The 21,822-nt window shown below is 59.5% G+C and carries 15 protein-coding genes, 2 tRNA genes and 3 rRNA genes; 9 read left to right on the top strand and 11 right to left on the bottom strand.

Features of this window, described 5'->3' with window-relative positions; genetic code table 11:
• Positions 1-146 precede the first annotated feature (146 nt).
• Positions 147-608: a helix-turn-helix domain-containing protein gene (locus tag AC06G5_RS10975; RefSeq protein WP_480459457.1), complete on the top strand. Its 462-nt coding sequence runs from the start codon at positions 147-149 to the stop codon at positions 606-608.
• Here the strand turns inward: AC06G5_RS10975 and AC06G5_RS10970 are convergent.
• The gene (locus tag AC06G5_RS10970) at positions 598-1,422 is read right to left on the bottom strand and encodes an alpha/beta fold hydrolase (RefSeq protein WP_480459455.1); all 825 of its coding nucleotides are present in this window, start codon (positions 1,420-1,422) and stop codon (positions 598-600) included. The genes AC06G5_RS10975 and AC06G5_RS10970 overlap by 11 nt on opposite strands.
• 35 nt (positions 1,423-1,457) lie before the next feature.
• Positions 1,458-2,033 (bottom strand): flavodoxin family protein, encoded by a 576-nt coding sequence (locus tag AC06G5_RS10965; protein WP_413428585.1) that lies wholly within the window; start codon positions 2,031-2,033, stop codon positions 1,458-1,460.
• 380 nt (positions 2,034-2,413) lie between these two features.
• Between AC06G5_RS10965 and AC06G5_RS10960 the strand changes: the two genes are divergently transcribed.
• The gene (locus AC06G5_RS10960; protein WP_413705180.1) at positions 2,414-5,218 is read left to right on the top strand and encodes an ATP-binding protein; all 2,805 of its coding nucleotides are present in this window, start codon (positions 2,414-2,416) and stop codon (positions 5,216-5,218) included.
• On the opposite strand, the gene AC06G5_RS10955 is transcribed toward AC06G5_RS10960, so the two are convergent.
• The gene (locus tag AC06G5_RS10955; protein WP_480459454.1) at positions 5,183-6,667 is read right to left on the bottom strand and encodes an ATP-binding protein; all 1,485 of its coding nucleotides are present in this window, start codon (positions 6,665-6,667) and stop codon (positions 5,183-5,185) included. The genes AC06G5_RS10960 and AC06G5_RS10955 overlap by 36 nt on opposite strands.
• Before the next feature lie 152 nt (positions 6,668-6,819).
• Positions 6,820-7,770 carry a GlxA family transcriptional regulator gene (locus AC06G5_RS10950; protein WP_413705182.1) on the bottom strand — a complete coding sequence of 317 codons (951 nt, stop codon included), beginning with the start codon at positions 7,768-7,770 and terminating at the stop codon, positions 6,820-6,822.
• 319 nt (positions 7,771-8,089) lie between these two features.
• On the opposite strand from AC06G5_RS10950, the gene AC06G5_RS10945 reads away from it, so the two are divergent.
• A complete protein-coding gene (locus AC06G5_RS10945) occupies positions 8,090-8,812 on the top strand; it encodes a pirin family protein (RefSeq protein ID WP_008020093.1) in 723 nt (240 codons plus the stop codon).
• Between the two features lie 131 nt (positions 8,813-8,943).
• Here AC06G5_RS10945 and AC06G5_RS10940 read toward each other — a convergent pair whose 3' ends face one another.
• The gene (locus AC06G5_RS10940) at positions 8,944-9,819 is read right to left on the bottom strand and encodes a LysR family transcriptional regulator (RefSeq protein ID WP_480459453.1); all 876 of its coding nucleotides are present in this window, start codon (positions 9,817-9,819) and stop codon (positions 8,944-8,946) included.
• A gap of 112 nt (positions 9,820-9,931) precedes the next feature.
• On the opposite strand from AC06G5_RS10940, the gene AC06G5_RS10935 reads away from it, so the two are divergent.
• The 3 genes from AC06G5_RS10935 (at position 9,932) to AC06G5_RS10925 (ending at position 13,238) form a co-directional block, all read left to right on the top strand.
• Positions 9,932-11,158 (top strand): YbfB/YjiJ family MFS transporter, encoded by a 1,227-nt coding sequence (locus AC06G5_RS10935; RefSeq protein WP_480459452.1) that lies wholly within the window; start codon positions 9,932-9,934, stop codon positions 11,156-11,158.
• Between the two features lies 1 nt (position 11,159).
• Positions 11,160-12,158, top strand: a complete 999-nt coding sequence (locus AC06G5_RS10930) for an NAD(P)H-quinone oxidoreductase (RefSeq protein ID WP_480459451.1) — start codon at positions 11,160-11,162, stop codon at positions 12,156-12,158.
• A 123-nt stretch (positions 12,159-12,281) separates the two neighbouring features.
• Positions 12,282-13,238 carry an alpha/beta hydrolase gene (locus AC06G5_RS10925; protein ID WP_480459449.1) on the top strand — a complete coding sequence of 319 codons (957 nt, stop codon included), beginning with the start codon at positions 12,282-12,284 and terminating at the stop codon, positions 13,236-13,238.
• Here the strand turns inward: AC06G5_RS10925 and AC06G5_RS10920 are convergent.
• Positions 13,217-14,269, bottom strand: coding sequence for an AraC family transcriptional regulator (locus tag AC06G5_RS10920; protein WP_480459447.1), 1,053 nt, complete (start codon positions 14,267-14,269; stop codon positions 13,217-13,219). The genes AC06G5_RS10925 and AC06G5_RS10920 overlap by 22 nt on opposite strands.
• Positions 14,270-14,432: 163 nt before the next feature.
• Here AC06G5_RS10920 and AC06G5_RS10915 point away from each other — a divergent pair, with 163 nt between their 5' ends.
• The 3 genes from AC06G5_RS10915 to AC06G5_RS10905 all read left to right on the top strand — a co-directional run bounded on the left by AC06G5_RS10915 (position 14,433) and on the right by AC06G5_RS10905 (position 16,436).
• Positions 14,433-15,284 (top strand): 3-hydroxybutyryl-CoA dehydrogenase, encoded by an 852-nt coding sequence (locus AC06G5_RS10915; RefSeq protein WP_413428751.1) that lies wholly within the window; start codon positions 14,433-14,435, stop codon positions 15,282-15,284.
• Positions 15,271-15,930 carry a TetR/AcrR family transcriptional regulator gene (locus AC06G5_RS10910; protein WP_413428752.1) on the top strand — a complete coding sequence of 220 codons (660 nt, stop codon included), beginning with the start codon at positions 15,271-15,273 and terminating at the stop codon, positions 15,928-15,930. Before AC06G5_RS10915 ends, AC06G5_RS10910 begins: the two co-directional genes overlap by 14 nt.
• Before the next feature lie 89 nt (positions 15,931-16,019).
• A complete protein-coding gene (locus AC06G5_RS10905; RefSeq protein WP_413428753.1) occupies positions 16,020-16,436 on the top strand; it encodes a VOC family protein in 417 nt (138 codons plus the stop codon).
• Between the two features lie 159 nt (positions 16,437-16,595).
• Here the strand turns inward: AC06G5_RS10905 and rrf are convergent.
• The 5 genes from rrf to AC06G5_RS10880 all read right to left on the bottom strand — a co-directional run bounded on the left by rrf (position 16,596) and on the right by AC06G5_RS10880 (position 21,812).
• Positions 16,596-16,711 (bottom strand): 5S ribosomal RNA (rrf, locus tag AC06G5_RS10900).
• 149 nt (positions 16,712-16,860) lie between these two features.
• A 23S ribosomal RNA gene (locus AC06G5_RS10895) occupies positions 16,861-19,752 on the bottom strand.
• A 240-nt stretch (positions 19,753-19,992) separates the two neighbouring features.
• Positions 19,993-20,068, bottom strand: a tRNA-Ala gene (locus AC06G5_RS10890).
• A 9-nt stretch (positions 20,069-20,077) separates the two neighbouring features.
• Positions 20,078-20,154, bottom strand: a tRNA-Ile gene (locus tag AC06G5_RS10885).
• A 121-nt stretch (positions 20,155-20,275) separates the two neighbouring features.
• Positions 20,276-21,812, bottom strand: a 16S ribosomal RNA gene (locus AC06G5_RS10880).
• The 16S, 23S and 5S rRNA genes sit together here with 2 tRNA genes alongside, the layout of an rRNA operon.
• Positions 21,813-21,822: the final 10 nt, after the last annotated feature.

The following is a 21,822-nucleotide window of genomic DNA, read 5'->3' as shown; positions in this document are numbered from 1 at the left end:
TGGAATTAACAACGTTTAACTCGTCAGACGCTGAGGGCAACTCCAACAATGAAGCCCTCAGCGCAGAACTGTTTTTTTTCCAGAGTAACGGTGCTGATCGCTCAAGCCGGGCGCCAGTGCTTTTCCTCCCCGAACGGACAATGGCCATGGCTTACCCTCAGCACATCACTAACCGCGCACCTGCCAGCGAGCCTCGCAAGACCAGTACCGGCGGCCTCAGCCCGCAGCGCGAAAAACTGGTCAAGCAACTGATCCTCGATCGCCTCGGTGACAGCCTGGAAGTCACCGATCTGGCACAGGCCTGCGCCCTCTCGCGCAGTCACTTTTCCCGCGCTTTCAAGTGCAGCACCGGCCTCTCGCCGCAGGACTGGATTCGCCAGCAACGCATTACCCTGGCCAAGCAATTGATCCAGTATACCGACATGAGCCTTACGCAGATCAGCCTCGAGTGCGGCTTCTGCGATCAGGCGCACTTCTGCCACATTTTCACCCGCAGCGAAGGCATCACCCCGTTTGCCTGGCGCTGTCAGTTTGTCCGCGGCACCTCGTCGAGCGGCAAAAGATCGCAGGCTGCACCTGCGATCTTTCAGTCGGATATCACCCCTTGAGGAACGCCAGCAGATCCGCGTTGAGCTGATCCTTATGGGTGTCCGTCAAACCGTGAGGGGCGCCCGGGTAAATCTTCAGGGTCGAGCCCTTCACCAGTTTGGCGCTGGAGACGCCCGCCGCCTCGTACGGCACGACCTGATCCGCATCGCCATGCACCACCAGGGTCGGCACGTCGAACTTCTTCAGGTCTTCGGTGAAGTCGGTTTCCGAGAACGCCTTGATGCAGTCGTAGGCGTTCTTGTGGCCGGCCATCATGCCCTGCATCCAGAACCAGTCGATCATGCCCCGGGACGGTTTTGCGTCAGGTTTGTTGAAACCGAAGAACGGGCCGCTGGCGAGGTCAATGTACAGCTGCGAGCGATCGACCAGCGAGGCCTGGCGAATGCCGTCGAACACCTCCAGCGGCAGGCCGCCGGGATTGGCTTCGGTCTTGAGCATCAGCGGCGGCACGGCGGAAATCAGCCCGGCCTTGGCCACGCGGCCGGTGCCGTGGCGACCGATGTATCGTGCCACCTCGCCACCGCCGGTGGAGAAGCCGAACAGCACGGCGTCCTGCAGATCGAGCAGCTCGATCAACTGCGCCAGATCGTCGGCGTAATGGTCCATGTCATTGCCCGACCACGGCTGGCTGGAACGTCCATGACCGCGACGGTCGTGGGCGATGACCCGGTAGCCCCTGGAGGCCAGGAAGATCATCTGCGATTCCCAGCTGTCAGCATTCAATGGCCAGCCGTGACTGAAGACAATCGGCTGTCCGGTGCCCCAGTCCTTGTAGTAAATCTCGACGCCGTCGCGGGTGGTAAAGGTGCTCATGGGTGATGCCTCCTAAACGAGGGTTGGGGGGGGAATCAAACCGGTAGTTGCTTCATGCGATCCGCCAGGCGCGCCACACGCTCGCCCAGGTGCGCGGCGGTGCAGCGATCCTCGGGCGGAGGGGCATCGTCGGGGGATTGCTCGACATTCGACTGGGCCATGGCGCCCAGTGAGCTGCCCAAGCGATTGAGTTGGCCGTTGAACGCGCCGGTGCTGGAGCGCGCCGGCAACAGGTCAAGGCCGACCCAGATCATCGAGTGCTGGGCGGCGAACACCGCCATCTGCAGCAAGGTGTTGAGTTTGTCGCCGCACAGGCAGCCGGAATTGGTGAACCCCGCGGCGAGTTTGTCGCGCCAGGGCTGGGCCAGGTAGAACGCCGCCGTGGCCTCCATGAACGCCTTGAAGGCCGCCGAGGCGCTGCCCATGTAGGTCGGCGCGCCGAAGATAATGGCATCGGCGTTGTGCAGGCGCTCCCAGTGCTCGTGCACTTCCTCGACCGGTATCAACTGGCAGGTGCTGCCCAGGTGCCGTTCCACGCCCCCGGCCACAGCTTCGGCCATGACCCGGGTGTGCCCGTAGCCACTGTGATAGACCACCACCACGTTGCTCATTGGTTTGTCCTTGAGATGGATTTAATTCCCTTGTAGGAGCGAGCTTGCTCCGGGCGGCGTTCCGACGATGGAATATCAGTCGACACCAATGTGGCTGACACACCATCGCGAGCAAGCTCGCTCCTACAGGTAGAGAGTTTTGGGCGCAGTCGGGCGCAGGACGAGTTAAACGTTGTTAATTTTCCATGGTGCGCAAAAAGCCCCGGCAATCGCTGTCCATCTGTCGCGCCCAATGATCTCGGGGCTGACGGTCCCGGGCCTGTACGTTAGAGTCATTGCCTGCACCCGACAGTCACCCGGTCGGCGCATTGCGCTTAGTGAAAAACCTGAGGAATATGCTCGAAAACCGCGTACCAGACGGATGCTCCAGGAGTGACTCGTTGACCCTATCCCCCGAACAGGTTGTGCATTTCGGCCCCTACCGGGTCTACCCCGGACAACGCCTGGTGATGGAGGCTGACCAGCCCTTGCGCCTGGGTCGGCGCGCCATGGACATCCTGTTGATCCTGCTGGAACACGCCGGCAACGTGGTCAGCAAGCAACAATTGATCGCCCGGGTCTGGCCCGACAGCGTGGTCGAAGACATCAACCTGCGGGTGCACATGGCCGCGTTGCGCAAGGCGCTCGGCGACGGCCAGGCCGGCCAGCGCTATATCATCACCGTGGCCCAGCGCGGGTACAGTTTCGTCGCACCGCACTCACTGGAGCAGGCCGGGCAACCGCCAGCGCCCGAGGCGTATGCGCCGAGCCGACATAACCTGCCGGTGCGCCGTACGCGCATGATCGGCCGGCAGACGCTGGTCGACCATCTGATGATGCAACTGCCACGCCAGCGCTTCATCACCCTCGTCGGTCCCGGCGGCATCGGCAAGACCACCGTAGCCCTGCGGGTCGCCGAACAGATGATCGGTCGCTACCGGGACGGCATTCGCCTGCTGGACCTGGCCCCGGTCAACTGCCCGCTGATGATCGACGGCCATCTGGCGACATTGCTCGAACTGGCCCTGCACGACGATGAACCCCTGAGCGGGCTTGCAGACTACCTGCGCGACCGCCACATGCTGCTGGTCATCGACAATTGCGAGCACCTGGTCGACGCCATTGCCCAGCTCAGCGAAAACATTCTGCGCAGTGCGCCGCAAGTGCACATCCTCGCCACCAGCCGCGAGAGCCTGCGGGCCGAAGGGGAATTCGTCCAGCGCCTGGAATCACTCGACTGCCCGCCGCCCATCGCCGTCCTCGACCGCGCCCAGGCCATGACCTTTTCCGCCGTGCAACTGTTCGTCGAACGGGCCATGGCCAGCCATGACAGCTTTGAACTGACGGACGATGAGCTGCCGCTGTTGATCGACATCTGCCACCGTCTGGACGGCATTCCACTGGCCATCGAACTGGCAGCGGCGCAAGTGGGCAACTTCGGATTGCACGGCTTGCTGGCGCAGTTGCAAAGCAGTTTCCGGGTGCTGACCCAGCCCTGCCAGACGCCCCTGGCGCGCCATCAGACCTTGCGCGCAACCCTGGACTGGAGCTTCGAACTGCTCAACGCCTGCGAAAAGACCTGCCTGTGCCGACTGAGTGTGTTTCGCGGTGGCTTCACCCTGGAGTCGGCAGCGGCAGTGATTGTCGGCGAACACATCGAACCCCGCGTGGTGTTCGGCTCAATCACGCAACTGGTCGCCAAGTCGTTATTGAACGTGGAGGTGGGCGACGAAGACGTGTACTACCGCTTGCTCGATACCACCCGCCACTACGCCCTGGAAAAGCTCACGCAAACCACCGACCTGTCCGGCACGCGGGAGCGGCACGCCGAGCGCTGCCTGGCGCTGATGCAACAGGCGCAGGACGCCTGGGAGAAAACCTCGACCGGCCTGTGGATCGAGCGCTATGGCCGCGCCCTGGACGATATCCGCGCGGCCCTCGACTGGGGTTTGCACGCGCAAGGGCCGAGGGCACTGGCGATACGCCTGGCCGCGGCGTCCACCCCCTTGTGGCAGGAGCTGTCACTGCTCAAGGAACATGGCGGTTATGTGCGCAAGGCGCTGGCCTTGCTCGATCAGTCACCCGAGCCTTGCCCGCGCTTGAAGATGGCCCTCAAGCTGGCCCTGGGCAGTGCCTGTTACCACGCTCAGGGTGGTAGCGCCGAAACCGTTGGCGCCTTTGTCAGCGCCAGAGCCCTGGCCAGACAACTTGACGATGTGGCGGGTCAGCTGCGGGCGATTTCCGGTCACCTGGCCGTCAATCTCAGCTGCGGTCATTACCAGATGGCCCTGGAACAGAGCGGGCAATTCGATCAACTCGGGCTGCATGACGACGCCCTGATGTCCCTCAGCACGAACCGATTGCGCGTGCTGGCCCTGCACTTCTCCGGCGACCAGCATCAGGCTCGGGAGCATGCCGAACAGGTGCTGCAACGCATGGCCCACAGCGGCCATCTCAACCGTTTCACCCATGGTTTCGGCGTGCAATACGACCAGGGCGTTGCGGCGCTGACCATCCACGCGCGCGTCCTCTGGCTGCAAGGCCAACCGGAACAGGCCTGGCGCACGGCCCGGCAGGCGCTGGACATCGCGTTGCAGATCAACCACGGCACGTCGATCTGCTACACCCTGGCGCTCTCCGGCTGCCTGATCGCCTACTACAACGGCGACACCCGCAGTGCCCGCGAACTCCTGCGCCTGCTGCTGGAACAGGCGCAGAAACATTCGGTTCCTCTGTTCTACAACTGGGCGCAACACTATGCGCAGGTGATCGGCGGCACCGATGTTCGGCCAACCGGCCGCCAAAGTGTCGGTTTGATCAAAGACATCATGGTCACGCTGGATCCGACCTGCGTCGACGATGATTTGCTCGAACGCGCGCAAAGCGGTGCGTCGGGCTGGAGCACGGCAGAGATTCTGCGGGCCAAAGCCAGGACGTTGCTCGCAACGGATTGTCCGGTCAAGGCCGCGACGGCCGAAGCGGTGCTGCTCAATGCACTCGACGTGGCAAAGGCCCAGGGTGCCCTGGCCTGGGAGCTGCGCAGCGCCACCTCGCTGGCGCAGATGTGGCAGCGTCAGGGCCACTCCCAACGGGCGTATCAATTGCTGGCACCGGTCTACCAGCGCTTCACCGAAGGTTTTGCCACGCCAGACCTGATGACGGTTCGCCAGCTACTCGACGAGTTGCAATGCCGCCTGCCCGCCTGAAGGCCAGCGCATTTGACTGATGTAACCGGCATAACGCACTTCGAGGGTGCGCAACTCACCACTGAGTTCGAGTTTTTCCAGCGCGTAGGTGCGGGTGGTGTTGAGGAAGCGGTAACGGATCACTCCACTCACCTGCTCCCGGGACAGCAGTGACTTGAATGCCAGGCTTTCCAGCACCTTGATCAAGTCGGCGGCGAGCAGCCTGTCGCAACAGATCACGCCAATCGCTGCGTCCTGGGTAAACGCCATTTTGAACACCGCCAGGCGCTGCAACACGGTTTGTTCCACTGCAGTCAACCGCTCGTAGCTCCAGTCCAGCGCGGCCTTGAGGGTCTGATGCCGGGGAACGGCCGTGCGACGGCCCTGGGTCAGCAACTGAAAACAGTTGTCGAGCTGGGCCTGCAACCCCACCAGCGCCAACGCATCGATCTGCGCCGCGGCCAGTTCAATCGCCAGTGGCAAGCCATCCAGGCGCCAGCAGATTTCGCGCACGACCTTGAGGTCTTGTTCACGCAGGTTAAAGCCTTGCTGACGGGCCCGGGCACGGCTGACAAACAACTGCACCGCCGTATAACCCATGACCTCGGCAACACTGCGCAGCGCTGATGCCGGTGGCACCGCCAGCGGTGGCAGACGCAACACGGTTTCACCCGCCGCCTTGAGCGGCTCGCGGCTGGTGGCGAGGATCGACAGTCGAGGCATCGAATGCAGCAGTGTCCCGATCAGCGTCCGGCAGCGTTCGAGCAGATGCTCGCAGTTGTCCAGGACCAACAAGGCGTGCCGTTGCGACAGCGCTTCCAACGTGGTGCCGACCTTCAGTTCAAGGGTTCGCGTGAGGTGATCGGTCACTTGCGCCGGGTCATCGATTGCCGCCAGGTCCACCAGCCACACGCCGTGCCGATAGTGCTGCAACAACAGTTCGGCCACACGCAGGGCTACGGTGGTCTTGCCAATCCCGCATGGCCCGACCAGGGTCATGAATCGCCGCACCGGTAATTGCCGCACCAGACTGCCGACAACGGCATCGCGTCCGGTAATCGGCGTGAGCCGTGTCGGCAGGTTGTGCACAGGTTTTTGTACGGTCTCGCTCGGGAACGATACGGGCTCTGGCGAGTGCTGCACCGGGGCGACAAAACTGTAGCCGCGCTGGGGAATGTTGACGATGTAGCACTGGCCGTTCTGCCCGTCGCACAGGGCACGGCGCAGGGCAGCAATGTGTACGCGCAGGTTGATCTCTTCGACCACCGAGCGCGGCCAGACCTGCGCAATCAACTCCTCCTTGCTGACCACCGAGCCCGCGTGCTCGACCAGCACCTGCAACACATCAAGGGCACGGCCGCCCAGGCGCAGTGGTCGATCGCCGTCCAGCACCAGTCGCTGACTTAGGTGAAAGACGTAGGGACCAAATCGCAGCACCGCTTCGCTGTTTACATCTCTGAGGCTGTTCATGGGCTGTCACCCGCTGGAAACCTGGCTTGTATCCTGGCTCCACATCTTCCTTGCAATAAGTTCAGCGGTATCTTGGCAGGCCTCGGTGACCGTACAACTGTCACGGGAGGAGCGTCACGGCCATTGCGGTGCGCGCGACGGACACGCGCCAGCTAGCTGAACTGCTCGCGGTATTGAGTCGGGGTCAGGCCAAGTTTTTCACTGAACAGAAACCGCATGTGCCGCACGCTGCCGAAGCCGCTTTTGAACGCCACGGTCTTGAGCGGCAATTCCGTGGTTTCCAGCAGGTTCCTGGCGCAATCGATGCGGGCGCTTTGCAGAAACTCCATTGGCGTCATGTTCACATCCCTGGCAAACACCCTGGCGAAATGACGCGGGCTCATGTTGGCCAGCCCGGCCATGGACTCGATGCTGTAGGTTTCATCAAGGTGCTCAAGCACATGGTTCTGCACGCGGGTAATCGCCGTTTCCTGGGGGGCCACCGCTGCCATCAACGGGCTGAACTGCGCCTGCCCGCCCTGGCGCTTCATCACCACCAGCAGCACCTTGGCCACATCCTGGGCGACCTTCTTGCCGTGGTCCTGCGCCACCACCGACAACGCCAGGTCGATTCCGGCAGTCACGCCGCCGGAAGTGATCAGGCTACGGTCCTGAACAAAGATCTGATCGGTCTCGACAGTCGCTTTCGGAAAGGCCTTGATCAGTCGCTCGGTGTAGTGCCAGTGGGTGGTGACGCGATAGCCATCGAGCAAACCGGCATGCCCCAACACGAACGCCCCGGTACAGATGGAACCATAACCGGCGGACCGGCTGACGTTGTGCCTGAGCCAGTCGAGCAATGGCGGATGCTTTTCGTTGTAGGCGCCGGGGCCACCGGGTACCAGCAGCAAATCAAAACCCTCGCAGGCCTGATCGATGTGCCGGTCGGCGTGCACGCTCACTCCGTTGGACGCCCGCAGTGCGCCGGGCTCGGTGCCGATGGTCGTCAGCACATAGTGATCTTCGGGTTTCAGATAACGGTTGGCGATGGAAAACACTTCCATGGGCCCGGCCATGTCGAGCAGGAGAAAGTCGGGAAACAGCACCATTGCCACGGTTTTCATGGATTGGAATTCACTGGGATCAAAGGCGGAAACATTGACCGGTATTGAAACCTGTGGGAGCGGGCTTGCCCACGATAGCAGTGTGTCAGCCAACATCAATGTCGACTGGAAGTCAGTCATCGCGGGCAAGCCCGCTCCCACAGGTTTGGTTGCCGTGATTTATGGCAGATTATGCCTCAAATACCGGTGGCTCATTTTACAAACAACTGTCAACCTGACAGAGACAGTATTTCAATTTTCATCTACTTATTGAACCAACAGGTAAACATTAACCTTCTCCTCAGTCGGACGAATTCACGTCCCCACAGGAGATTTCATCATGCTGACTCTTCGCAAAGCCTCGGATCGTGGCCTGGCCAATCACGGCTGGTTGAAGTCGTTCCATACCTTTTCCTTCGCCAACTATCGCAACCCGAAAGAGCAGGGTTTTTCTGACCTGTTGGTGATCAACGACGACCGCGTCGCCGCCGGTAAAGGCTTCGGCCAGCACCCGCACCGCGACATGGAGATTTTCTCCTACGTGCTTGAAGGAGCCCTGGAACACAAGGACACCCTGGGCACCGGTTCGGTGATCCGCCCCGGCGACGTGCAACTGATGAGCGCCGGCAGCGGCGTGGCCCACAGTGAGTTCAACCACTCCAGCACCCGGCCGGTGCACTTTCTTCAGATCTGGATCGTGCCCGACGTCAGCGGCGCCAAACCGCGCTATCAGCAAGAGCACTTCAGCACCCAGAAGAAACGCGGGCGCCTGCAACTGATCATCTCGCCGGACGGTGCCAAGGGTTCGCTGAAGGTGCGTCAGGATGCGCGGGTGTATGCCGGCCTGATCGACGGCAAGGAAAGCGCCACCCTGGAGCTCGCCGCCAACCGCTACGCCTATGTACACGTGGCCCGAGGTAGCGTCGAACTCAACGGAGTGTTGTTGCAGGAAGGCGACGGTGTGCGGGTCCGCGAAGAACAGGCGCTGACCTTGAGCAACGGCGTGGACGCTGAAGTACTGGTCTTCGACCTGCGCCCACAGGAATTGCCGGAAATGCCATGACAAAACCCTGTGGGAGCGGGCTTGCTCCGGGCGGCGATCCGACGAAGGCGCAGTGTCATTCAACAGAGATGTCGTCTGACACTCCGCCTTCGCGAGCAAGCCCGCTCCCACAGGTTGTGTGGTCCCCGGATTTATTCGCCGGTCCCGGCGAACCCCGCGACAATCTCATCAATCACCGCCCGGACCCGGGCCGTATGCCGCAGGTCCGCGTGGGTCACCAGCCAGATGTCATAGGGCAACGGTCGTGCGCGTTCTGGCCACAGCCTGACCAGTCCGTCTCGCTCCCCCATGTACACCGGAACCTCCCCGACCCCGATCCCCGCCGCAATCGAACGGCGCACCAGCAGGCTGGAACTGAGGCTCGCGACAATCCGCCCGCGCGCCACCGGCTCAGAGACCAGCGTCAGGTCTTTATTGCCCTGCAAGTACGGTTGATACACCACCAAATCATGCCCGGCGAACGCCGAGCCAGGCTCCGGTACGCCGTGGGCATCGACATAGGCTTGCGAGGCAAACAGACCCACCGGCCAGCGCGCGATGCGCCGGGCAATCAGGTCCGGGTTGTCAGGACGGGTGTTGCGCACGGCGATGTCCGCCTCGCGTTTGGCCAGGCTGAGAATCTGTGTGGTGGCGTCCAGTTGCACCCGTACATCCGGGTGTTGTCGATGCAGGCGGGCAATCGCCGGGATCAGGAAATCAATCGCCAGGGTATCGGTGGTACTGACGCGTACCGTGCCACTCAAGCGATCGTCCAGGCCCTGGATCCGGCGTTCCAGCTCCAGGGCCGAATGTTCCATCTTCTCCACCGCCTTGAGCGCCGCTTCGCCAACAGCCGTCAGCGCGTAACCTTCGGAGGTGCGCAGGAACAAGGTCGCGCTCAATGACTTCTCCAGCGCCGTGATGCGCCGGCCGACCGTGGCCTGATCGACCCCCAACACCCGCGCCGCGCCACGCAACGTGGATTCGCGGCAAACCGCGAGAAATACCCGGGCGTCATCCCAATTCATACCGCTCTCCTGATGATGCAATTGCGCATCAGCATAGCGCGTAATCGCTGCATTAATGCTTCGAAGAATCTCGATATGCTGAAAGCCTGAGTGACTCCACAGGACAATGCGCATGCACAGTTCATCGCCTCCGGTTACCCCTGCACGCAGCTCGATCTGGCTGCCGATCTTCGCCGGTCTCTGCGCCAGCCTGGTCAGCATCGGCCTGGCGCGTTTCGCCTATACACCGTTGATACCTTCGCTGATCCAGGCTCAGTGGTTTTCCGCCAGCGACGTGGTGTACCTCGGTGCCGCCAATCTGGTGGGTTACCTGATCGGCGCACTGATCGGCCATCCACTGGCACGCCGAACCTCGAACAAGACCGCCCTGCGCCTGATGATGCTGGCAGTGACGCTGGCGTTTTTCGCCTGTGGTTTTCCGTTGTCGGTGAGCTGGTTCTTCGGCTGGCGCCTGCTGTCGGGTATTGCCGGTGGCGCGATCATGGTACTGGTGGCGGCAACCGTATTGCCCCACGTGCCGGCGGCCCGCAAAGGCCTGGCCAGCGGCGCGATTTTCCTGGGCATCGGCTTGGGCATTGCCGGGTCGGGGACAATCGTGCCGCCGCTGCTGAGCCTCGGCTTGCAGCAAACCTGGTTCGGCCTTGGTGTGCTGGCTCTGATTCTGACCGCTGCCAGCTGGTTTGGCTGGCCACCCGCCACGCACCCGACAGCCGCTGCGCCGTCGAATACATCGTCGTCGAGCCCAACCGACCCGAGCGTTTACCTGCTGTTCGCCCAATACGCGTTCATGGCCGCCGGGCTGGTACCGGCCATGGTGTTCCTGGTGGATTACGTCGCCCGAGGGCTCAATGCCGGGGCGCATGTCGGCGCGCTGATCTGGGTGATGTATGGCCTGGGCGCGATTGTCGGGCCGGTGAGCTACGGTTTTCTGGCCGACCAACTGGGCGCGAAAACGGGTATCCGCATCGTGCTGGTGGTGCAGGCGCTGGCGGTTGGCCTGCTATCGATCAGCAGTTCGTTCGCGGCGCTGGCTGTACTGGCGGTGATCCTCGGCTCCTTCCCGCCAGGCATCGTGCCGCTGGCGTTGGCGCGGGTGCATGAGCTGATCCCCGGGCATCACCGGCAACAGGTTGCCTGGAGTCGCGCCACCGTGTCGTTCGCTACCTTCCAGGCCCTCTCGGGGTTCGCTTATTCGGCGCTGTTCAACGCCAGTGGCGGCCATCATGCCTTGATGTTCGTGATTGCCGCCGGCGCCATTGTTGTAGCGCTGTTGCTGGAACTGGGCAGCCGACTGCTCAGCCGTTCGACCGAATCATTAACACTCAATACAGGTATATGAAATGACACTGCCCCAGACCATGACCCTGATCGAAATCTACAAACCCGGTGGCCCCGATGTCCTGCAACCGCGCCAGGCGCCTGTGCCCGTTGCGGCGGCCGGCGAGCTTCTGATCCGCGTGCACGCCGCCGGGGTCAACCGCCCGGATGCGCTGCAAAGGGCCGGCAAATACCCGTTGAAACCCGGCACGAACCCGATTCCGGGACTGGAAGTCGCCGGTGAAGTGGTGGCGATTGGCGCGGGCGTCAGCGGGTTTGCGCTGGGCGACAAGGTCTGCGCCCTGACCAATGGCGGCGGGTACGCGCAATACTGCGTGGTCCCGGCCAGTCAGGCCCTGCCGATCCCCAAAGGCATGGACTGGTTGCAGGCGGCGGCCATCCCGGAAACCTACTTCACGGTGTGGGCCAACCTGTTCGGTCTTGGCGGTGCACGCCAGGGTCAGCGTGTGTTGATCCACGGTGGCACCAGCGGCATCGGCACCACCGCGTTGATGCTGTGCCGCGAGCTCGGCATCGAAGCATTCGCCACCGCCGGCAGTGAAGAAAAATGCGCAGCGATCTGCGAATTGGGCGCTGAGGCAATCAACTATCGCGATCAGGACTTTGTGCAGGTCATCGCGGAAAAAACCGCGGGCCAGGGCGTCAACGTGGTACTCGACATCATGGGCGGCTCGTACCTCAACAACAATGTGGCCGCCCTGGCCCTGGAAGGTCGCCTGGTGATGCTCGGTTTCCTCGGTGGTGCTTACGCCAGGGATGTCGACTTGCTGGCGATCATGGCCAAACGCGCCGTTGTCACCGGCTCCCTGTTACGCTCAAGAACCGGGGAAGAAAAAGCCGCCATCGCCCGACAACTGCACGAACACGTATGGCCGGTGCTGACTGCCGGACGCTGCCTGCCGATGATCGACCAGGTTTACCCACTCGCTGAAGCGGCACAGGCCCATGCCCGGATGGAAGCGGGAGAGCACATCGGCAAGATTGTCCTGCGGGTGGACTGAGCCGGTGCCAACTTCGGCAGGCAGCGACGTTTAACCATTGCGCCTCAACGGTGGTCGGAAAAATCTCCTGGTGCACGGGTTCATCTGTTAAAACCCGTGCTTCCCATTCTGATGGACCGTCCGATGTCTGCTCCCCTCCTCGCTCTCTTGCGCCGACGCTGGTTGTCGTTGCTGTGCATGGCCGTGCTGGTCGTCGGCTTGCCGGTGAGTTGTGGGGCGCTCAAATACAAAGAGCGCGAGTTGCTGTTCCGCATCGAACCGGGCACGGCAGGCTGGTATCGCGGCTTGCCGCAGGACGTTCAGGAATTCGATATCCAGCCCGCCAGCTTCAAGGCCGGGCAAAACCTGCATGCCTGGTGGTGGCCGGCCGCCCGCCGCGATGCGCCGGCAATTCTCTACCTGCATGGCGTGCGCTGGAACCTCACGGGCCAGGCGTTTCGCATCGAGCAATTGCGGGCCATGGGCTATTCGGTGCTGGCCATCGACTACCGTGGCTTCGGTCAGAGCAAAGGCGATTTGCCCTCGGAAGCCAGTGTGTATGAAGACGCGCACGTCGCCTGGGAACGCTTTGTCGCGATGCAACCGGATGCCAGCAAGCGTCTGATCTACGGACACTCACTGGGCAGTGCAGTGGCCATCGAACTCGCGGCGGACCTGGCTGCACAGGCTAAGCAGCAGCACGTCCCGGTGCCGGTGCGCGGTCTGGTCATCGAGTCTTCTTTCACCTCGTTGGGCGATGCGGTCGCGGAGGTGGCCAACAACAACCTGCCGATGAGCGGGTTGCCAGTGCGCTGGCTGTTGTCGCAGAAGTTCGACTCAATCGACAAGATCGTCGACATCGATATGCCGCTGCTGGTGGTGCACGGCCTGGCTGATCCGTTCATGCCCTCACGATTCAGCCAGCAACTGTTCAATGCCGCCCATGAACCCAAGCGCCTGCTGCTGATACCCGGCGGTACACACAACAACAGCATGAGCCTGGGTGGCAGCCAGTATCGCCAGGCACTTGATGGCTTGCTGAAGGCAAGCCCCCATCAGGTGGTCGGACAGGCGCTGGTTCAGGGCTCGCAGGACTCCTGAAGGTTGGTCGCTTCTGCGCCCCGCTCCCCCTGATAACGGGCCCGATAGCGCCCCGGACTTTCCCCGGTCCACTTCTTGAATGCCCGATGGAAGGCGCTGGGTTCCTGGAACCCCAGTCGCTCGGCGATATCGCTGATGCTCGCATCGCTCTCACGCAATTGCTCGAAGGCCACACCGCGCCGTACTTCGTCCTTGATCTCCTGATAGGAGCAGCCTTCACGCTCCAGTTTGCGGCGGAAGGTGCTGGGGCTCAGATGCTGTTCCAGGGCAAAGGCCTGCAACGTCGGCCATTCACTGTAATGATTGCCGCGCAAGCGCTGATGAACCTGCGAGGCCAGGCCATGCTGGTTTCGGAAGCGGATCACCAGCCATTGCGGCGCGGTACGCAGAAACACTTTCAGCGAGGCCAGATCCTGAACCACCGGCAGGCGCAAGTAATGGCTGGCAAATTCGATTTCGGTGCGCTCGGCACCAAAGGTCAGGTTGGGGCCCCAAAGCAGACGGTCGTCGCCAAGCGACAGGCGCGAATGGCGGAAGTCCGCGCGGTCTATGGGAATGCGCCGGCCGCCCAGCCAGCACATCAGACTGATCATCAACACCAGGAACGTTTCTTCACCAAACCGGCTGGCGTCGTTGTCCGTCGAACAGGTTTCCAGGCTGATGACCGCACGCTTGCCCCGTACGGCCAGCGAACCGCGAAAATCGCGCAGGAACAACCCGAAGTTGGCCAGGCACTGACGCATGGCCTTGTGCAGGTCGGGTTCCTGAATCAAGGCTCGGCAAATCAGGGCGAAGCTGCCCGGCGGCATGCCATGGGAATCGAGCCCGAAAAACTCGTCATCGAGTTCGCGGATCTGAATCAGCCACAACGCGGCAAACGCATTGGCCGGCACCCGCGCCGTGGGTTCGTTCATGACCGCCGGATCAATGCCCGCCTGTTCGAGCACCGCCGTCACGCGCTGCGGATCATCCCTCAGCCCATGAATCATTGCCTGCACGAAATAGGCGGCAACCGAGTCCTTTTCCCGCATTGGTACGCTTCTCTCTCATCACCCGAATGGCAAAAAACATCATTGCCGTTGAACAGTTTTGGCATAGGACAACGGCCCTGCCGGCTCTAGACTCGCGGCAATAGTACGCCTTCGGCTGCCGTCGCGGCCAAGGTATCGCAGGGTTTGATCGAAGGATGGGAACATGAATCTGCAAAACATCGGGGTGATTGGTGCGGGCACCATGGGCAATGGCATTGCACAAGTCTGCGCCATGGCCGGTTTCAACGTGACCTTGCTCGACATTTCCGAAAGCGCTTTGCAAAAAGCCGTCGCAACAGTCGGTAAAAACCTGGACCGGCAGATCGCCAAGGAAACCCTGACGCAGGAGCAGAAACAGGCCGCCCTCGACAAAATCCGCACCAGCACCGACTACAGCAGTCTGCAAAATGCGCAGTTGGTCATCGAAGCGGCGACGGAAAATCTCGACCTGAAACTGCGTGTGCTGCAACAGATCGCCGCGCAAGTCAGCAGCGAATGCGTGATTGCCTCCAATACCTCGTCGCTGTCGATCACTCAACTCGCCGCCAGTGTCAGCCAGCCCGAGCGCTTCATCGGCCTGCATTTCTTCAACCCGGTGCCTGTGATGGGCCTGATCGAAGTCATCCGCGGCCTGCAAACCAGTGACGCGACCCACAAACTGGCGCTGGACATGGCGACCACCCTTGGCAAAACCGCGATTACCGCCGGCAACCGTCCGGGCTTCGTGGTCAACCGGATCCTGGTGCCGATGATCAACGAAGCGATCCTGGTGTTCCAGGAAGGCCTGGCCAGCGCCGAAGACATCGACGCTGGCATGCGTCTGGGTTGCAATCAGCCTATCGGTCCGTTGGCCCTGGCGGACCTGATTGGTCTGGATACCCTGTTGTCGATCCTCGAAGCCTTCTATGACGGTTTCAACGACAGCAAATATCGCCCCGCGCCGCTGCTCAAGGAAATGGTCGCGGCCGGTTACCTGGGGCGCAAAACGGGGCGCGGCTTCCATGCCTATGCCTGAGCGTTGCTCGCGCTTTGCCGAGTACCGGGACAAGGTCCTGGAGCTGTTTGCCTGCAAGGGGTTCGGCCAGGTCGGCATGCGTGAGCTCGCGACGAGCCTGGGGCTCTCCCCAGGCTCGCTGTATCACCATTACCCCAGCAAACAGCATCTGCTGCTCGACCTGATCGAGGAGTTCTACGAGGAGTTGCTGGCCACCCTGGGGCGCATTCAGCAGAAAGCGCCGGCCAAACGCGACAAGCTCAACAGCCTGATCCGCGCGCACTTGAATCTGCATCGGGAGATGCCTTGGCATTTTCGCCTGGTGGAGCGCGACAGCGGTTGCCTGAACGAAGAGCAACAGGCTCGGGTCCGGCAATTGCGCGAGCAATACGAACGCACGCTGCTGAAGATGCTGGGCGCGAAGTCCCGTTTCAGCGAGCAAGGCCTGCTGGCCGCCGGACATGCCATTGGCGCCCTGCTCAACAGCGCGCCCAGTTGGCTGACGCCCCATGTGCTGGACGAGCAGGAACGTGATGAGCTGCTGGAGAGCATGGTCAGCGGCGCCATCGAACGCGTGCTTGCGCCGCGGCGTGCGCCGGAGGCGATAAGCCTGGCGCGGCCTATAGAAAAAACGTCTAAAGAAACCCAGGCTCCAGCGACGATTTAGCGCTTTGCTTGTCGGCTCGACACAATCGGAATTCGCCGACAATCCCGGCGTCCAAACCGATGTGTGCACTTGAGCACCTGGAGCCGACCATGAAAATCAATCCCTACCTTATCTTCAACGGCGACTGCAAAGACGCCTTCACGTTCTATGCGCAGTGCCTGCAAGGCCAGCTCGAAGCCATGTTGTCCTTCGGTGAAACCCCTGCCGCTGGGCATGTCCCCAAGGATCTGCACAACCTGATCATTCATACCCGCCTGATAGTGGGCGATCAGGCCATCATGGGGTCGGATACCACACCTGATCGCCCCGTCGATAAAATGAGCGCCTGCTCGATTTCACTCAACGTCGACAGCATTGCCGAGGCCGAACGGGTCTTCAATGCGCTGGCTGGCGGCGGCACCGTGCAAATGCCACTGGAGGCCACGTTCTGGGCGGCGCGCTTCGGCATGCTGGTCGACCGTTTTGGTGTGTCGTGGATGGTTAACTGCGAAAAGGATCAGTTGTAGGAGCGAGCTGGCTCGCGATGGACGTTAACGATGACGCGGGAAACCTGGTACCCCGCGGTGCGCTCGGGTTTTTCGCGAGCGAGCTCGCTCCTACAGGGGGGTGGGGCGCCAAAAACAAAACCCCTACCTGCGTGCGCAGATAGGGGTTTCGGAATTTAATCTTGACGATGACCTACTCTCACATGGGGAAACCCCACACTACCATCGGCGATGCATCGTTTCACTGCTGAGTTCGGGATGGGATCAGGTGGTTCCAACGCTCTATGGTCGTCAAGAAATTCGGGTACTGAGTCGTGGCCAGCTGGCCGCGCTTCAGCAAATTGGGTATGCGATAGATTTGTGTGTTTGCGAACTTTCGGTTCATTGCGTCTTCACACACCGCAATCTGATGCTCTTTCGAGTAGTCAAATTGCTTGGGTGTTATATGGTCAAGCCTCACGGGCAATTAGTATTGGTTAGCTCAACGCCTCACAGCGCTTACACACCCAACCTATCAACGTCGTAGTCTTCGACGGCCCTTCAGGGAGCTCAAGGCTCCAGTGAGATCTCATCTTGAGGCAAGTTTCCCGCTTAGATGCTTTCAGCGGTTATCTTTTCCGAACATAGCTACCCGGCAATGCCACTGGCGTGACAACCGGAACACCAGAGGTTCGTCCACTCCGGTCCTCTCGTACTAGGAGCAGCCCCTCTCAAATCTCAAACGTCCACGGCAGATAGGGACCGAACTGTCTCACGACGTTCTAAACCCAGCTCGCGTACCACTTTAAATGGCGAACAGCCATACCCTTGGGACCGGCTTCAGCCCCAGGATGTGATGAGCCGACATCGAGGTGCCAAACACCGCCGTCGATATGAACTCTTGGGCGGTATCAGCCTGTTATCCCCGGAGTACCTTTTATCCGTTGAGCGATGGCCCTTCCATACAGAACCACCGGATCACTAAGACCTACTTTCGTACCTGCTCGACGTGTCTGTCTCGCAGTCAAGCGCGCTTTTGCCTTTATACTCTACGACCGATTTCCGACCGGTCTGAGCGCACCTTCGTACTCCTCCGTTACTCTTTAGGAGGAGACCGCCCCAGTCAAACTACCCACCATACACTGTCCTCGATCCGGATAACGGACCTGAGTTAGAACCTCAAAGTTGCCAGGGTGGTATTTCAAGGATGGCTCCACGCGAACTGGCGTCCACGCTTCAAAGCCTCCCACCTATCCTACACAAGCAAATTCAAAGTCCAGTGCAAAGCTATAGTAAAGGTTCACGGGGTCTTTCCGTCTAGCCGCGGATACACTGCATCTTCACAGCGATTTCAATTTCACTGAGTCTCGGGTGGAGACAGCGCCGCCATCGTTACGCCATTCGTGCAGGTCGGAACTTACCCGACAAGGAATTTCGCTACCTTAGGACCGTTATAGTTACGGCCGCCGTTTACCGGGGCTTCGATCAAGAGCTTCGCGTTAGCTAACCCCATCAATTAACCTTCCGGCACCGGGCAGGCGTCACACCCTATACGTCCACTTTCGTGTTTGCAGAGTGCTGTGTTTTTAATAAACAGTCGCAGCGGCCTGGTATCTTCGACCGGCGTGGGCTTACGCAGTAAATGCTTCACCCTCACCGGCGCACCTTCTCCCGAAGTTACGGTGCCATTTTGCCTAGTTCCTTCACCCGAGTTCTCTCAAGCGCCTTGGTATTCTCTACCCAACCACCTGTGTCGGTTTGGGGTACGGTTCCTGGTTATCTGAAGCTTAGAAGCTTTTCTTGGAAGCATGGCATCAACCACTTCGTCACCCAAAGGGTAACTCGTCATCAGCTCTCGGCCTTAAGATCCCGGATTTACCTAAGATCTCAGCCTACCACCTTAAACTTGGACAACCAACGCCAAGCTGGCCTAGCCTTCTCCGTCCCTCCATCGCAATAACCAGAAGTACAGGAATATTAACCTGTTTTCCATCGACTACGCTTTTCAGCCTCGCCTTAGGGACCGACTAACCCTGCGTCGATTAACGTTGCGCAGGAAACCTTGGTCTTTCGGCGTGGGTGTTTTTCACACCCATTGTCGTTACTCATGTCAGCATTCGCACTTCTGATACCTCCAGCAAGCTTCTCAACTCACCTTCACAGGCTTACAGAACGCTCCTCTACCGCATCACTTGCGTGATACCCGTAGCTTCGGTGTATGGTTTGAGCCCCGTTACATCTTCCGCGCAGGCCGACTCGACTAGTGAGCTATTACGCTTTCTTTAAAGGGTGGCTGCTTCTAAGCCAACCTCCTAGCTGTCTAAGCCTTCCCACATCGTTTCCCACTTAACCATAACTTTGGGACCTTAGCTGACGGTCTGGGTTGTTTCCCTTTTCACGACGGACGTTAGCACCCGCCGTGTGTCTCCCATGCTCGGCACTTGTAGGTATTCGGAGTTTGCATCGGTTTGGTAAGTCGGGATGACCCCCTAGCCGAAACAGTGCTCTACCCCCTACAGTGATACATGAGGCGCTACCTAAATAGCTTTCGAGGAGAACCAGCTATCTCCGAGCTTGATTAGCCTTTCACTCCGATCCACAGGTCATCCGCTAACTTTTCAACGGTAGTCGGTTCGGTCCTCCAGTCAGTGTTACCTAACCTTCAACCTGCCCATGGATAGATCGCCCGGTTTCGGGTCTATTCCCAGCGACTAGACGCCCTATTAAGACTCGCTTTCGCTACGCCTCCCCTATTCGGTTAAGCTCGCCACTGAAAATAAGTCGCTGACCCATTATACAAAAGGTACGCAGTCACCCAACAAAGTGGGCTCCCACTGCTTGTACGCATACGGTTTCAGGATCTATTTCACTCCCCTCTCCGGGGTTCTTTTCGCCTTTCCCTCACGGTACTAGTTCACTATCGGTCAGTCAGTAGTATTTAGCCTTGGAGGATGGTCCCCCCATATTCAGACAAAGTTTCTCGTGCTCCGTCCTACTCGATTTCATGACCAAGAGATTTTCGCGTACAGGGCTATCACCCACTATGGCCGCACTTTCCAGAGCGTTCCGCTAATCTCAAAGCCACTTAAGGGCTAGTCCCCGTTCGCTCGCCACTACTAAGGGAATCTCGGTTGATTTCTTTTCCTCAGGGTACTTAGATGTTTCAGTTCCCCTGGTTCGCCTCTTGCACCTATGTATTCAGTACAAGATAACCATCTTATGATGGCTGGGTTCCCCCATTCAGACATCTCCGGATCAAAGTCTGTTTGCCGACTCCCCGAAGCTTTTCGCAGGCTACCACGTCTTTCATCGCCTCTGACTGCCAAGGCATCCACCGTATGCGCTTCTTCACTTGACCATATAACCCCAAGCAATCTGGTTATACTATGAAGACGACATTCGCCGAAAATTCGCACTTGCTCTAAGAGCAACTCACAAATTTTACCTTAGCCTGATCCGTTACCAGTGAAAGTAACGTTCAGTCTATCTTTCTATCACATACCCAAATTTTTAAAGAACGATCTAATCAAAAGACTAGAAATCAATATTCATCGCGGAATATTCATTTCTAAACTCTTCGACACGTTGAAGCAGTTTATGGTGGAGCCAAGCGGGATCGAACCGCTGACCTCCTGCGTGCAAGGCAGGCGCTCTCCCAGCTGAGCTATGGCCCCATACAAAATTGGTGGGTCTGGGCAGATTCGAACTGCCGACCTCACCCTTATCAGGGGTGCGCTCTAACCAACTGAGCTACAGACCCAATTTCGAGCTTGTAACTGTTAGCGTGAGCTATCAGCTTGGAGCTTAAAGCTGCTTCTATCGTCTTCTTCAATGAATCAAGCAATTCGTGTGGGAACTTATGGAGCAGCTGAGTCGTCGATTAAGGAGGTGATCCAGCCGCAGGTTCCCCTACGGCTACCTTGTTACGACTTCACCCCAGTCATGAATCACACCGTGGTAACCGTCCTCCCGAAGGTTAGACTAGCTACTTCTGGTGCAACCCACTCCCATGGTGTGACGGGCGGTGTGTACAAGGCCCGGGAACGTATTCACCGCGACATTCTGATTCGCGATTACTAGCGATTCCGACTTCACGCAGTCGAGTTGCAGACTGCGATCCGGACTACGATCGGTTTTATGGGATTAGCTCCACCTCGCGGTTTGGCAACCCTCTGTACCGACCATTGTAGCACGTGTGTAGCCCAGGCCGTAAGGGCCATGATGACTTGACGTCATCCCCACCTTCCTCCGGTTTGTCACCGGCAGTCTCCTTAGAGTGCCCACCATTACGTGCTGGTAACTAAGGACAAGGGTTGCGCTCGTTACGGGACTTAACCCAACATCTCACGACACGAGCTGACGACAGCCATGCAGCACCTGTCTCAATGTTCCCGAAGGCACCAATCCATCTCTGGAAAGTTCATTGGATGTCAAGGCCTGGTAAGGTTCTTCGCGTTGCTTCGAATTAAACCACATGCTCCACCGCTTGTGCGGGCCCCCGTCAATTCATTTGAGTTTTAACCTTGCGGCCGTACTCCCCAGGCGGTCAACTTAATGCGTTAGCTGCGCCACTAAGAGCTCAAGGCTCCCAACGGCTAGTTGACATCGTTTACGGCGTGGACTACCAGGGTATCTAATCCTGTTTGCTCCCCACGCTTTCGCACCTCAGTGTCAGTATCAGTCCAGGTGGTCGCCTTCGCCACTGGTGTTCCTTCCTATATCTACGCATTTCACCGCTACACAGGAAATTCCACCACCCTCTACCATACTCTAGCTTGTCAGTTTTGAATGCAGTTCCCAGGTTGAGCCCGGGGCTTTCACATCCAACTTAACAAACCACCTACGCGCGCTTTACGCCCAGTAATTCCGATTAACGCTTGCACCCTCTGTATTACCGCGGCTGCTGGCACAGAGTTAGCCGGTGCTTATTCTGTCGGTAACGTCAAAACACTAACGTATTAGGTTAATGCCCTTCCTCCCAACTTAAAGTGCTTTACAATCCGAAGACCTTCTTCACACACGCGGCATGGCTGGATCAGGCTTTCGCCCATTGTCCAATATTCCCCACTGCTGCCTCCCGTAGGAGTCTGGACCGTGTCTCAGTTCCAGTGTGACTGATCATCCTCTCAGACCAGTTACGGATCGTCGCCTTGGTGAGCCATTACCTCACCAACTAGCTAATCCGACCTAGGCTCATCTGATAGCGCAAGGCCCGAAGGTCCCCTGCTTTCTCCCGTAGGACGTATGCGGTATTAGCGTCCCTTTCGAGACGTTGTCCCCCACTACCAGGCAGATTCCTAGGCATTACTCACCCGTCCGCCGCTGAATTCGGGAGCAAGCTCCCGTCATCCGCTCGACTTGCATGTGTTAGGCCTGCCGCCAGCGTTCAATCTGAGCCATGATCAAACTCTTCAGTTCAAACATCTTT

The organism is Pseudomonas sp. WT-JTC (assembly GCF_056711565.1).
The sequence above is the reverse complement of the archived record's forward strand: the minus strand, read 5'-3'. Positions and strand labels throughout refer to the sequence as shown.